The organism is Dyadobacter sp. LHD-138 (assembly GCF_030929615.1).
GTDB lineage: Bacteria > Bacteroidota > Bacteroidia > Cytophagales > Spirosomataceae > Dyadobacter.
Genome location: NZ_JAVFVU010000004.1, coordinates 246767 through 260510, shown reverse-complemented (window position 1 = coordinate 260510; position 13744 = coordinate 246767). Strand labels below are relative to the sequence as shown.

Sequence of the window (13744 nt, the reverse complement as noted above, 5' to 3'; positions counted from 1 at the left end):
TCAGGCCATAGACGGCATCTTCATCATATTTTTCATTTCTACCAGATTTGTTATTCGTAGTTTGTCCATAATCCTGGATTTATACAAGGCAACAGTAGAGGTGTGTACGGATAAAATCTCGGCAATAACGGCCGGGGTTTCGTCTTTCACCAAATGCGAGAAAACTTCAAATTCACGTTCTGTCAACGCATCCAGCCGGTCCGTTTTTTTTCCATACAGCGCGTCCTCCACGATCAGCTCAACCATTTCCGGACTGATATACCATTTACCCGAAACAATGGTACGAATGGCTTTAAATATCTCGGCAGTATCTTCCTGTTTGTAAAAACAATACCCGTTAACACCGCTGGTTAAATAGCGCTTGATAAGTGTATACTCCATGACCAGTGAAAATGTTAAAAGCGGAAGGTCTGGCCGGAGACCTTTCAACTTCCCGATCAGGCCAAGCATGTCGGTATCGGGGATCATCAGGTTAAGCAGCAATAGATCGTAAGGAGTATTCGCGATTTTTTTCAACGCCTCATTGCCGTTTCTGACTTCGTCTATAACGAAATTCGCTTGGTTATTTTCTTTGAAACGCAAGTCAAGATCCGAATGCATACCCGAATCATGATTGACCAAAAGTACTCGTTGCATACCAGTTTACTGTTGAATAAAGGAGGGTGGGTCAAATAGTGCGTCCCTTTCTGAAAAATATGATCAGATAGACGCCACGCGCAAATATAATTTTCTTTAACTAAAATATGGATAGTTATTCTTCAATTCAATCATAGAATTATCACTACAAAATAATTTCTAGTCATTTGCTTTTAAATAACGGACCATCAGACCTCCCGTCCTTTCGGAAGCCCCCGACCCTCCCACCAGTGCATGTAATTTGGTATAATCTTTCAACTGCGTCGCTCTTTTAGAACCGGTTTTAAGAATCGAGGCCAATTCCGCCACAAGCTCCGTTTCATTCAGTTCGTCCTGGATCAGCTCACGGACCACTTCCTTCTCCATGATCAGATTGACGAGGGAAATAAAAGGCACGCGAATCAGCCTTTTGGCAACGGCGTATGAAAAGCCACTGGTTTTGTAACAAACAACTTCCGGAATATTCAATAGCGCGGTTTCCAGCGTGGCCGTACCTGAAGTAACAAGCGCCGCTTCCGAAACTGCGAGCAGGTCATAAGTAGCCTCATAAACGACAGACACATTTTTCAGTGCCTCATAATTTTCGTAAAGCGACGCAGGCAGATTTCTGACGCCCGCAATAACGAACTGATAATCCGGGAAATGTGGCTGAACCGTAAGCATCAGATCCAGCATATTAATAATTTCCTGACGACGGCTCCCCGGCAACAAGGCAATAACCGGCTGTGTTTCGTTCAGGTTATTCTTCTTTTTAAAATCGGCATCAGGCCCGAAAGCTTCAATGGCATCCATCAGCGGATTCCCGACATAGTCGACATGATAATCGAATTTTTTGTAAAAATCGATCTCAAAAGGAAAGATCACAAACATGCGATCCACGTTCTTCTTGATCTTTAACGCGCGCTTTTGGTTCCACGCCCAAACTTTCGGTGAGATATAATAAAAAGTTTTGAAGCCCTGTGCTTTCCCAAAAGCGGCAATGCGCAGATTAAATCCCGGATAGTCGATCAGCACGATCACATCCGGTTTATAAGCCAGAATATCTTTTTTACATTTTTTCAAAAACCCGGCGATCTTCCGGATATTCATCGCCACTTCCAGAAAACCCATAAAAGCGGTATCCCGATAATGGGTGACCAGATCAATTCCTTCTTCCTGCATCATATCCCCTCCCCAGCCGCGAAACTGCGCCTCCGGATCATTTGCTTTGATTCCTTTCATGAGGTTGGCCCCATGCAGATCTCCGGAACGTTCGCCGGCAACGAGATAATATTTCATGCTTGAATTAAAATTGAGCGCTGTAAAGTAAATAAAAAAGTGAAAAACGCAGCGTCACGATCCTGCGTTTTTCACTTTCTGTTCCGGTAGTTTACTCCCCGTAATATTCCACGAAATTCTTCGGGGTCTCAACCAGTTTAATATAATGCAGCTTTGAGCCAGGCGAAACCTGCTGAATGGCAGGCGCCAGAATGTTCCAGATTTCCATGACGAAAATCTCGCAGGAAGCCATTTTTCCTTGCATGAAATCTACGTCCAGATTCAGGTTTTTATGGTCAACTTTATCGACAACCTTCTCTTTTACCAGATCACCCAACACTTTAAGATCTATCACAAAACCAGTATCCGGGTCAGGTTTGCCTTTTACTGTAACTATGAGTTCAAAATTATGTCCATGCCAGTTGTTGTTGGCACAGGGGCCAAATACTTCCTGGTTTTTCTCATCAGACCACGTCGGATTGTAAAGCCTGTGTGCTGCATTGAAATGTTCTTTTCGCGTTACGTAAATCATAAATTTTTCCTTCCCTATGTAATAATGTTACAAAATTACATCTTGTATCGGTAGTTTTGTAAGATTATAAGCAGTAAACTAAAAAAAATACAATTTAACGAGAAATTCATGAGTAGATTGACGAAAAGGATTGCTCTTATCTGGCATTCTTTTTACAGTTTAACCTCATTAAACAAATAATCTCTCCTATGATTATAGTAACAGGTGCAGCCGGATTTATTGGTAGCGGGCTGATTAGCAGGCTTAACCAGGAAGGCTTTAGTAACATTATCGCCGTTGACGATTTTTCAAAAATCGAGAAGGCAGAAAATCTGGAAGGAAAAACGATTAAGGAACGCGTTGAGCGCAGTTCTTTATTTGAATGGTTGGAAAAGAACAATCAGGATGTTGAATTTATTTTCCACATCGGTGCCAGAACAGACACCACCGAGTTTGACAAGGATATATTTGACGAACTCAATCTGAATTATTCCAAAACGATCTGGGAAAAATGTGTGGCCTATCAAATTCCATTGGTATACGCTTCCTCGGCGGCTACTTACGGTTTGGGCGAACTGGGTTATGATGACAACGAATCCCTGATCCCGCAACTGAAACCGCTTAACCCTTACGGCGATTCCAAAAATGATTTCGATATCTGGGCATTACAGCAGGAGAAAAAACCATTCTTCTGGGCCGGTTTGAAATTCTTTAACGTATACGGCCCGAATGAATATCACAAAGGACGTATGGCTTCAGTGATATTCCATGCCTACAACCAGATCAAAGCCACTGAAAAAATGAAACTTTTCCGTTCTCACAATCCCAATTTCAAGGATGGAGAGCAGATGCGTGATTTTATTTATGTGAAAGACCTGATCGAAGTTTGTCTGTTCTTTATGCATCACCGCAAAGATTCCGGGATCTATAACCTGGGAAGCGGAAAGGCGCGTACGTTCAAGGATTTGGTAACCAACACGTTCCTTGCCATGGACAAAACCCCGGATATCAGCTTTGTTGACACCCCGGAAGACATTCGTGATAAATATCAGTATTTTACTCAGGCTAATATGGGTAAATTGCGCTCAATTGGCTTCACAAGGCCATTCCATACCCTTGAAGAGGGTATCAGTGAATACGTGAAGGATTACCTTTCTTCAGGTGCCTATCTTTAAGATTTTCACGGTTCAATAACCTTATTAACGACACAAGTTATGACTCCGGTCATAACTTTGTCTATTATTTTATGTAATTTTGAGCTTAGATATAAACTCAATGTCATTTCTATGTGTTAGCAATATAACGACAACCATAGCGTGATATAAAAAAGACTATGAGCAAAGAAGAAGAATTGTTGGAGGAAATCACCAGTTCGGAATACAAATACGGATTTGTAACTGATATTGAGGCAGACGAGGCTCCTATGGGCTTGGATGAAAGCACTATACGGTTTATTTCCGCGAAAAAGAATGAACCTGAATGGATGCTGGAGTGGCGCTTGAAAGCTTTTAACATGTGGCTTAAAATGCCGGAGCCGAAATGGCCGAATGTGCATTACCCGAAAATTGATTTTCAGGCTATTAAATATTATTCAGCACCTAAGAAGAAAAAGGCTGTTGAAAGTCTGGACGATATAGACCCTGAATTGCGTGATACTTTCCAGCGTCTGGGGATTTCACTGAATGAGCAAAAGAGGCTTTCGGGCGTTCCCATTGCGGTGGATGCGGTAATGGACTCAGAGTCGGTTTTCACCACTTTTAAAGAATCGCTGAGAGAAAAAGGAATTATTTTCTGCTCGATCAGTGAAGCGATACGTGAGCATCCGGATCTTGTCAAAAAATACCTTGGCTCGGTTGTACCGCAAAAGGACAATTTTTATGCGGCCTTAAATTCGGCTGTATTCTCTGACGGATCATTCGTTTACATTCCAAAAGGTGTTAAATGTCCGATGGAACTTTCCACCTACTTCCGTATCAATGCGGCAGGAACCGGTCAGTTTGAGCGTACATTGATCATTGCAGATGCAGACAGCCATGTCAGCTATCTGGAAGGATGTACCGCACCGATGCGTGATGAAAACCAGCTGCACGCTGCCGTGGTGGAAATTTTCGCACATGAAAACGCGAATGTTAAATATTCAACGGTTCAAAACTGGTATCCTGGTGATAAAGAAGGAAAAGGCGGTATCTACAACTTCGTTACAAAACGTGGCTTGTGTGACGGCGCATTCTCTAAAATTTCCTGGACTCAGGTTGAAACAGGGTCAGCAATCACATGGAAATATCCTTCGGTTATCCTGAAAGGTGATAACTCGATCGGTGAATTCTATTCCGTTGCTGTGACCAACAACATGCAGCAAGCGGATACGGGAACAAAAATGATCCATATCGGTAAAAACACCAAGAGCCGTATTGTATCAAAAGGTATCTCAGCAGGAAAGAGCCAAAACTCTTACCGTGGATTGGTTCAGGTATTTAAGAAAGCAGACAAAGCACGTAATTTCTCTCAGTGTGACTCATTGTTGCTGGGAGATAAATGTGGAGCCCATACTTTCCCCTATATTGAAGTCAGCAATCCCTCAGCCACTGTTGAGCACGAAGCGACAACTTCAAAGATCGGAGAAGACATATTATTCTATTGCAACCAGCGCGGAATTCCTACGGAACAGGCCGTCGCTTTGATCGTCAATGGTTATGCAAAAGAAGTTTTAAATCAACTTCCTATGGAGTTTGCGGTTGAAGCGCAGAAACTTCTGGAAATCAGTCTGGAAGGAAGTGTAGGATAAGTTGTTTGCGTTTCATTATTTCAAGTAATACCAAAAAGCCTTTGATGATTCAAAGGCTTTTTGTATTTTATTGGTATTATTATATTTCCAGTAAATACTAACCTCTAATGACCCACGTTCCACAGCTGATTGTTGACCTTTCTTTAATCCTCACGATGGCTGGTGTTATCACCATTATATTCAAAAAACTAAAACAGCCCATTGTTCTTGGATACATATTAGCCGGCTTGCTTGTCGGCCCAAACTTTACGATTTTCCCAACCATTACCGATATCAAAACGATCGAAATCTGGGCAGAAATTGGCGTTATCTTTCTTTTGTTCAACCTGGGATTAGAGTTTAGCTTCAAAAAATTGGTAAAAGTCGGAAGTACGGCTGCCATCACCGGTCTGTTTGAAGTGGCATTGATGCTTGCCACCGGTTTCATCACGGGACAACTTCTCGGATGGAGCAAAATTGACAGCTTATTTCTCGGCGGAATCATCGCCATTTCCTCCACCACGATTATTTTCCGGGCTTTTGAAGAACTCGGCCTCAAGACACAGCAATTCACCAGCGTCGTTTTTGGCATATTGGTTATTGAAGATCTGACCGCCGTTTTATTGATGGTGTTGCTGTCCACCTTGTCCATCAGCCAGCAATTTGCCGGCGTTGAGATGCTGGAATCCATCATGAAACTTTTCTTTTTTCTGATCCTCTGGTTTCTCGGCGGGATATTTATCTTCCCCACCCTGCTACGGCGGTTCAGAAATCTGATGAACGATGAAAGTGTTTTGATCACCTCCATTGCACTTTGTTTCGGAATGGTACTTTTGGTAACGAAAGCAGGGTTTTCTGCCGCCTTGGGTGCATTTATCATGGGATCCATCCTGGCTGAAACTACACACGCCGAAAAAATCGAGCATTTGTTAAAACCGGTCAAAAACCTTTTCGGGGCTATTTTCTTTATATCCGTCGGCATGTTGATCAATCCCAAATTGCTGGTGGAATATGCGGTTCCGACGGCAATCCTGGTTTTCGTCGTGATCCTGGGCAAGACGCTTTATGTTACGATTGGCGCCGCTATTTCCGGACAGCCATTAAAAAAATCCATTCAGGCCGGTATGAGTTTGTCACAAATCGGCGAATTCTCCTTCATTATTGCCAACCTGGGTTTGTCATTAAAAGTCACCAGCGAATTTCTTTATCCCATTGCGGTCGGGGTTTCCGTAATCACCACTTTCACTACACCATACATGATGAAAGCGTCTGAGCCATTTTATGCGTGGTTTGACAAATATTTACCCGAATCATGGAGAACCAGACTAAACCGGTACAGCACAAGTACCGCCACCATTACCAAAACGACGCACTGGAATTTGCTCCTCAAAACGTATGCACAAACGGTGATCCTTAACTCGGTGGTGATTATCGGTATCGTGCTGATCATGTCGCGCCAGATCGCTCCGCAGCTTTACCGCAGAGTGCCCGAGTCCTATTTGACACAGTCGGCCATCTTTGCCCTAACCTTTTTGTTTATTTCACCCTTTTTCTGGGCATTAATCTTCAAAAAATCAAACAAAAAGGCTTTTACGGCGCTCTGGCTAAGTAGAAAATACAGCAGGGGACCGTTATTGTTTTTAGAATTTGCCAGAGTATTTATCGGGATTATCCTGATGGCTGTTCTGCTGGATTCTTTCTTTGAAACACCTACTGCGCTGGCCGTTGCCGGTGGTATTATGATTTTAGCTGTCGCGATTTTCTATCAGCGGCTACAAAAATCATATAGCAAAATAGAAACCCGTTTCCTGCAAAACCTGAATGCAAGACAATTGGAAGGAAGTGGGAAATCTAAGAAAATATTACTGCCCTGGGATGCGCATTTTGCATTTTTGGAGGTAAGCCCCGACTCTACGCTGATTGGCAAAAGCTTACAGGAGCTGGGAATCAGGGAACGTTTCGGAATTAATGTCGTACTTATTGAGCGGGGAACAAAAAACATTCAACTGCCCCGCCCCACGGAAGTTTTGTATCCATACGACCGTATCGAAGTGATCGGCACCGATGATCAGCTGGATAGTTTCCGCGGCCACGTCGAGATCAGCAGAAACGGAGAGGCATACCTGGCGCAGGAAGATAAAATTACGCTACAAAGAATTGAGGTAAAAAACGAGTACAATATCATCGGAAAAACGATCAGAAACAGCCAGATCAGGGAATCTACCCATGGCATGGTCGTAGGGCTTGAACGCAACGAAGAGCGCATCCTGAACCCGGATTCGTCGATGGTTATTGAACCGGAAGACGTGTTATGGGTTGCCGGGGAGAAAGATCTGATTAAAGAGTATATTCAGCGGAAGGATAACATCTGAAAGGATAAACCCGGAGCTTTATTTTAGCTCCGGCAGCAACCCCTGCAACCCGCCCGTATGGACGGCCACAATTGTTGTCCCTTCTTTAAAATATCCGTTTTTCATCAGGTCATATAACCCAAACAGCATTTTACCCGTATAAACCTGTTCCAGCTGGATCGCATGCTGTTCTTTAAACCATCTGATAAAATCCAGCAATTCCGGGGTATGCCTGGCATACCCCTTAAAGTGATATGCTGTAAAAAGAGTAAGCTCACCATTTTTTGCCATCCTGGCTTCGGCTAAATTCAGGATGTCATGTTCCAGAAAACCCCCGCCTTTGAGTGCGGAAAACGCCAGAACATTGGCTCCCGAAGACAGAATCCCGGCAGCAGTACCGCCGGTACCGGCTGCAACGGCATAATAGTCCGGCTTTTGATTTAGTTGCCGATCCACTTCAAATGTCATCTCTTCCACCCCTTTTAAAGCCCATTCAGAGGTTCCGCCTTCGGGAATTACAAAAGGATTTCCCAATTTCGAACGAAGCTGAGCAATATAATCCTGAGCATTTCTAAGCTTGTATTCTTCTCTTGACACAAAATGAAGCATCATGCCCCGCTCCTCGCAAAATTTGAGTGTTGATGATTTCCCTTCCCCCAGGTCATCGCCCCTGACAATGCCGATCGTTTTGAAATTCAAATAATCCCCAGCCGCAGCCGTAGCGTACAGATGGTTGGAAAAAGCGCCTCCAAAAGTTAAAATCGTTGATGCGCCCTCTTCTTTTGCCTGCAATAAATTATATTTCAGCTTCCGCCACTTATTCCCTGAAACGGTAGGATGGATCAGGTCGTCCTGCTTTATATAAAGCGTCACACCCACCTCCCTGGTTACTGAATCTGATATTTCTTGCAGCGGTGTTGGCAATGAAGGAACCGGTAAGTCCACGAATTTTGGTAGTTTTGTACTTTTCAAATTAAATTCCAAATATGTGATTCCGGGCGCGTTAAAATTCAACCCGCCTAAACCTCACATCAGCCTTATTACACCATTCAAGATGTCATTAGACGTAATCGATAACAGTGCCGACGAAGAAGACGATTTATTTGAACATTACCGGATTGTAGCCGACAAGGGTCAAACATTGATGCGCCTGGATAAATTTCTAAATATCCACGTCCCCAATGCTTCCCGTACAAAAATACAAAATGGTATCGAAGCAGAGGCGGTAAAGGTAAATGGCTTATCTGTAAAATCAAGTTATAAAGTAAAACCGCTTGATGTAATCACGCTCTCGCTGCCTGAGCCGCCGAGAGATACCGAAATTATCCCTGAAAACATTCCGCTTGATATTATTTATGAAGATAATGTTTTGCTACTGGTGAATAAACCGACGGGTATGGTGGTGCATCCCGCCTTTGGAAACTGGACCGGGACACTGATCAATGCTTTGGTTTATCATTTTCAAAATTTACCGACAGGACGAAATGGCGAGGGACGACCCGGGCTCGTTCACCGGATTGACAAGGATACTTCGGGCTTACTGGTTATCGCAAAAACGGAATTTGCGATGACTTTCCTGGCCCGTCAATTCTCCGATCATACCATTGAAAGGACTTACAATGCTTTGATCTGGGGCGAACCTAAGGAACATAAAGCAACGATCACCGGACATATCGGCCGCAGTGCAAAAGACAGGCGCGTGATGGATATTTTTGAGGATGGTTCTCAGGGAAAACATGCCGTTACCCATTATGAAGTGATCAAACCATTGCGTTATGTATCACTAATCAAATGTAATCTTGAAACGGGAAGAACCCACCAGATCCGCGCGCACATGCAGCATATCGGGCATCCGATTTTCAATGATACGGTTTATGGCGGCGATAAGATATTGAGAGGTGGAACTACCGGCAGTTTTAAGGTTTTTGTAGAAAATAATTTTAAATTACTGCCAGGCCAAGCACTTCATGCCAAATCTCTTGGTTTCGTCCATCCGACAACCCGGGAATGGATGCAATTCGACACCGAACTCCCTGAGCATTTTCAGGCCATTGTAGACAAATGGGAGAATTATGTCCAATCCCACCCCTAACATTCAGTAGATATTAGTTATTCAAACGTTTTAATTAGAAAATCCGACTTATGAATATTTCCACCCGCCAGGGAACCCTTGAAGATATCCCCGCCGTTTTTGAACTAGTAAAAGAACTTGCCATTTACGAAAGAGCACTGGATCAGGTAAGCAACAATATCGATAGAATGTCGCGCGACTTTAAAGAAAACCTGTTCGAATTCTTCGTCGCCGAAGTAGATTCCAAAATCATTGGATTGTCCTTATACTACTTCCGTTATTCAACCTGGAAAGGTAAAAGATTGTACATGGAAGATATCATCGTGACCGAGGAAATGCGTGGAAACGGGATAGGGAAAGTACTTTTCGATGCGACTGTGACAGCGGCAAAAAAAACCGGCTCGACCGGCATGATGTGGCAGGTATTAGACTGGAATACATCCGCTGTTGGGTTTTACCGTAAATACGGCACCAGTTTTGATAACGAATGGATCAATTGCAACCTGGATTTTTAAGTCAGGCTGCACTATACGATAAAGACCCGAGACCGGATTTACTTCAATAGATCCGGTCTTCTTTCTTTTGTTCTTTGGATCGACTGCTCATAGCGCCATTCTTCAATTTTGGCTTCGTGACCCGATATCAGTATTTCAGGCACTGCATTTCCCTCAAAATCAAATGGACGGGAGTATACAGGCGGCGCCAACAAATTGTCCTGAAAAGAATCCGTCAAGGCCGAAGTTTCATCGTTTAAAACACCAGGAACCAAACGAATGATAGCATCTGCCAGAACCGCGGCAGCCAATTCCCCCCCTGATAAAACATAATCACCAATACTTATTTCCCTGGTAATAAAAAGGTCGCGCACGCGCTGATCAACACCTTTGTAATGTCCGCACAACATGATCAGATTTCCCTTCAAAGAAAGTTGATTGACCATTTTCTGTTCCATCAGCTCGCCATCGGGCGTGAGGTAAATAATCTCGTCATAAACCCGTTCAGCCTGCAAAGCCCGGATACAGCCCGCAATCGGCTCAATTTGAAGCACCATGCCCGCACCACCGCCAAAAGCGTAATCGTCGATCGAACGGTGCTTGTTAACCGAATAATCACGCAGATCATGGATCACCACTTCCACGTGATTCCCATCCTGCGCCCGTTTTAAGATGGAGTGGGCGAAAAAGCTGTCCAGAAGGTTTGGAACACAGGAAATAATATCAATCCGCATCATCAGGAACATTATCGCTATCAGCGCCATTTTCTAGGTAAACCTCCAACAGCCCCTCTGGCAAATTCACCAGTAATTTCTTATTCTCTTTGTCCGCTTTAAGCACAATATCTTCGGCAGTAGGAATCAATACCTCGACACCCTGATAATCCATCGCAATCAGATCCTGACCATTCAGAGAATACACTTCACGCACCACGCCAAGCGTTCCTTTATTTTCATCGACTACCGTGTAACCTTTGATCTCATGATAATAAAACTCTTCATCTTCAAGCTCGGCAAGGCCGTCCAAAGGCAGATAAAGCGACGTGCCCACCAAAGCCTGCGCTTTCTCAATGGTATCAACTTCTTCAAAACGCACAATGGCCTTACTCTGTTTCTGCAAATTGAACCGTTCCACAAAATATGGAACCAGATCACCCTTTAATTCAAAATAAACAGAATCAAGGTCCTCGTAATCCTCTGGATAATCAACATCCAGAAAAACAACGACATCACCCGACATACCGTGCGTACGAACGATATAGCCTAATAAATAACAGCTATCCTGTGTCAAAGTATTCTTAATTAAATTATATTGATGCTAAACCTTTAAAACAAATATGAGTCTGTACGGAACACCGACAGACCCATAAATAAAGCATTAACTACTAAATTATTCAGCAGCTGGCGCGTCAGTAGTATCTTCTGCCACAGGAGCGGCTGCCCCAGCTTCGTCAGCAACTACTTCTTCAGAAACTTCCTCAGCAGCAACTTCTTCTACCACAGGAGCGTTCTTTTTAGCAATAGCTTCAGCACGTGACTGATTTACTTTACGTTCAGCGTCAAGTTTCGCTTGCTTTTCGCCATCTTTCTTAGCCGACAATGAATCAGCAGCAGAAACATTACGATCAGTTTTAGATGCCTTCCACTCTTCAAAACGTGCGTCAGCAACGTCCTGTCCGATTGCACCTTTAATTACACCAACTTGTAAGTGCTTGCGAAGCATAACACCTTCGTGGTGCAGGATTGAGCGAGCTGTATCCGTTGGCTGAGCACCTTTAAGCAACCAGTCAACAGCCTTCGCTGTATCTAAAACTACGGATGAAGGATTAGTACCTGGGTTGTAGCTACCAATCTTTTCGATGAAGCGACCATCACGTGGTGCTCTGGCATCTGCGATTACGATATCATAAATCGCTTTTTGTTTGCGTCCACGACGCGCTAATCTAATTTTAACTGCCATTGTTGTATTTGTTATGAGAGGGAACTCGTCCCTTAATTAAACAGGGTGCAAATTTACATAAAATTATTGATTCAATAAGCATTTAACATAAAAAAAGGGAAGTGACTGATCACTTCCCTTTTTTTATGTTAAATGCTTATTCTTATTTCTGGAAACCAGCTGGATAAGTTGAGCGAATTGTATTGTTTGGCAAAATCTTGATCTCCACACGACGGTTAGACTGAAGACCTTCCACTGTTGTATTTTCAGCAACCGGACGGTACTCACCGAAGTATTCGATAAGAATTCTGCTTGTATCTTTAAGACCCTGACGAACAAGGAAACGTTTCGCAGCATCCACACGACGACGTGCAAGAGCCATGTTATACGAATCAGAAGCACGTGCATCTGTATGTCCTACCAAAACGATACGGCAGTTTGTACGCAGGTTCAACAATTCGATTACTTTGCTAAGTGTTTCTTTTGAAGCGTCACGGATGATCGCCTTGTCCGTATCAAATTCGATGTTGCTGAATAAAGCTTCGCATTCGTCTTTTGGCAAGTTATTTTTGATAGCGTCACGGATGATTTTATCAAGATCCATGGCAACACCACCACCTGAAACCACACTACCTGCAGGCGTATTTGGCTCTTTGTCGAACAAGTCAGCAACACCGTCGCCATCTGTATCTGTGTAAAGACGCGGATCTACTGGTTTAGGCATAACCTTTTTAGCAATTGAATCCGCATCATTCATCGTCGGGTTGTAAGGCACAGGAATCAAAGCCTGTGGATTTGCCCAACGCAGGTGGTAACGTCCGCTTCCTGCATCGTAAACACCTTTTTTCGCTCTTACAGCATTTTTACCCAATTTGTAAGTCAAAGCAACTGACAAAAGTCCCCATCTGTCATTTTTTGAATCACCTTTTTCAAATGTCCAAAGACCTGACTGCGTATCATAATCCGTTCTGTCACCCACAGTCAAATCCAGTTTTTCTGTATTAACATGTGTATAAGTATAGTCAAGACCAAGGTCAAAACGTGGCGAAAGCTCATAATGTACGGCCAAACCAAGAGGCATCACCCATTCACGTGTGTACGTGGTACCATTACGATCCCATGTACCCGATGTTTTTGAACTACCCGGTGTGTTAGAAGAAAGTTCTGTTATAGCTCCTGTTTTTACATTCGTAGCTGTAAGATCCGTGTGGTAGTACATGATACCACCTCCCAAATGTGCGTCAACTTTCCAACGGCGCATTTTTTTGTATCCAAAAAGCAAACGGTTCAAATTAACCGTTCCGTCAACAGTTACCTGAATAAACGAAGGGCTATTGAAATAAGCATCGTATGTATTGATCACCCCAGGTTCCTTTGGAGCAGGAATTTGCATTCCTTTTTTAGATCCCTGCAACCATCCGTTGTATCCCGTAAGCTGGATACCAAAAATTGGAGAAAGTTGCTTATTGATGGAGAGTCCCCATGCACCGGTCAAATTTTCATGATCGCCTCTCTTGAAATCGTATTCTTTCAAATCACCGAAGAATTTTGTAATGCCCCCATACCCTGTGATTGACCATGTATTCATTTTATTGGGTCCATCATACGATCGGTTTTTTTGAGCCAAAGCATCCAGGCTCATGAGTGACAAACAAACTAAAGCAATGTAAAGATTCTTTTTCTTCATGGGAAACACTAGTTATGTGATTCAATTATTCATTA

At 43.3% G+C, this 13744-nt stretch carries 13 protein-coding genes; 5 read left to right on the top strand and 8 right to left on the bottom strand.

The window, feature by feature from the left end; all coding sequences use genetic code 11:
* From RB622_RS03850 to RB622_RS03840, 3 genes are all read right to left on the bottom strand, one after another.
* The gene (locus RB622_RS03850) at positions 1-636 is read right to left on the bottom strand and encodes a response regulator transcription factor (protein ID WP_308045191.1); all 636 of its coding nucleotides are present in this window, start codon (positions 634-636) and stop codon (positions 1-3) included.
* Positions 637-795: 159 nt separating this feature from the next.
* Positions 796-1914 (bottom strand): lipid-A-disaccharide synthase, encoded by a 1119-nt coding sequence (gene lpxB, locus RB622_RS03845; RefSeq protein ID WP_308045190.1) that lies wholly within the window; start codon positions 1912-1914, stop codon positions 796-798.
* Between the two features lie 91 nt (positions 1915-2005).
* On the bottom strand, positions 2006-2425 hold the full coding sequence (locus RB622_RS03840; protein ID WP_308045189.1) for a 6-carboxytetrahydropterin synthase: 420 nt from the start codon (positions 2423-2425) through the stop codon (positions 2006-2008).
* Between the two features lie 188 nt (positions 2426-2613).
* On the opposite strand from RB622_RS03840, the gene rfaD reads away from it, so the two are divergent.
* From rfaD to RB622_RS03825, 3 genes are all read left to right on the top strand, one after another.
* On the top strand, positions 2614-3579 hold the full coding sequence (rfaD, locus tag RB622_RS03835) for an ADP-glyceromanno-heptose 6-epimerase (RefSeq protein ID WP_308045188.1): 966 nt from the start codon (positions 2614-2616) through the stop codon (positions 3577-3579).
* Positions 3580-3737: 158 nt separating this feature from the next.
* Complete coding sequence (sufB, locus tag RB622_RS03830) at positions 3738-5189, top strand: Fe-S cluster assembly protein SufB (protein ID WP_308045187.1); 1452 nt, start codon at positions 3738-3740, stop codon at positions 5187-5189.
* Between the two features lie 107 nt (positions 5190-5296).
* Entirely contained in the window at positions 5297-7540 is a 2244-nt protein-coding gene (locus RB622_RS03825; protein WP_308045186.1) for a cation:proton antiporter, read from the top strand.
* Positions 7541-7558: 18 nt separating this feature from the next.
* Here RB622_RS03825 and RB622_RS03820 read toward each other — a convergent pair whose 3' ends face one another.
* A complete protein-coding gene (locus RB622_RS03820; RefSeq protein WP_308045185.1) occupies positions 7559-8464 on the bottom strand; it encodes a pyridoxal-phosphate dependent enzyme in 906 nt (301 codons plus the stop codon).
* Positions 8465-8573: 109 nt separating this feature from the next.
* On the opposite strand from RB622_RS03820, the gene RB622_RS03815 reads away from it, so the two are divergent.
* Both RB622_RS03815 and RB622_RS03810 read left to right on the top strand, forming a co-directional pair.
* Positions 8574-9611: an RluA family pseudouridine synthase gene (locus RB622_RS03815; RefSeq protein WP_308045183.1), complete on the top strand. Its 1038-nt coding sequence runs from the start codon at positions 8574-8576 to the stop codon at positions 9609-9611.
* 50 nt (positions 9612-9661) lie between these two features.
* Positions 9662-10105: a GNAT family N-acetyltransferase gene (locus tag RB622_RS03810; protein WP_308045182.1), complete on the top strand. Its 444-nt coding sequence runs from the start codon at positions 9662-9664 to the stop codon at positions 10103-10105.
* Between the two features lie 38 nt (positions 10106-10143).
* Here RB622_RS03810 and trmD read toward each other — a convergent pair whose 3' ends face one another.
* The 4 genes from trmD to RB622_RS03790 all read right to left on the bottom strand — a co-directional run bounded on the left by trmD (position 10144) and on the right by RB622_RS03790 (position 13709).
* Positions 10144-10818, bottom strand: coding sequence for a tRNA (guanosine(37)-N1)-methyltransferase TrmD (trmD, locus tag RB622_RS03805; RefSeq protein WP_308045261.1), 675 nt, complete (start codon positions 10816-10818; stop codon positions 10144-10146).
* On the bottom strand, positions 10808-11374 hold the full coding sequence (rimM, locus tag RB622_RS03800; protein ID WP_308045181.1) for a ribosome maturation factor RimM: 567 nt from the start codon (positions 11372-11374) through the stop codon (positions 10808-10810). The genes trmD and rimM overlap by 11 nt, the downstream gene beginning before the upstream one ends.
* Before the next feature lie 99 nt (positions 11375-11473).
* The gene (locus RB622_RS03795) at positions 11474-12043 is read right to left on the bottom strand and encodes a 30S ribosomal protein S16 (protein ID WP_308045180.1); all 570 of its coding nucleotides are present in this window, start codon (positions 12041-12043) and stop codon (positions 11474-11476) included.
* 142 nt (positions 12044-12185) lie between these two features.
* The gene (locus tag RB622_RS03790) at positions 12186-13709 is read right to left on the bottom strand and encodes an OmpA family protein (protein ID WP_308045179.1); all 1524 of its coding nucleotides are present in this window, start codon (positions 13707-13709) and stop codon (positions 12186-12188) included.
* Positions 13710-13744 lie beyond the last annotated feature (35 nt).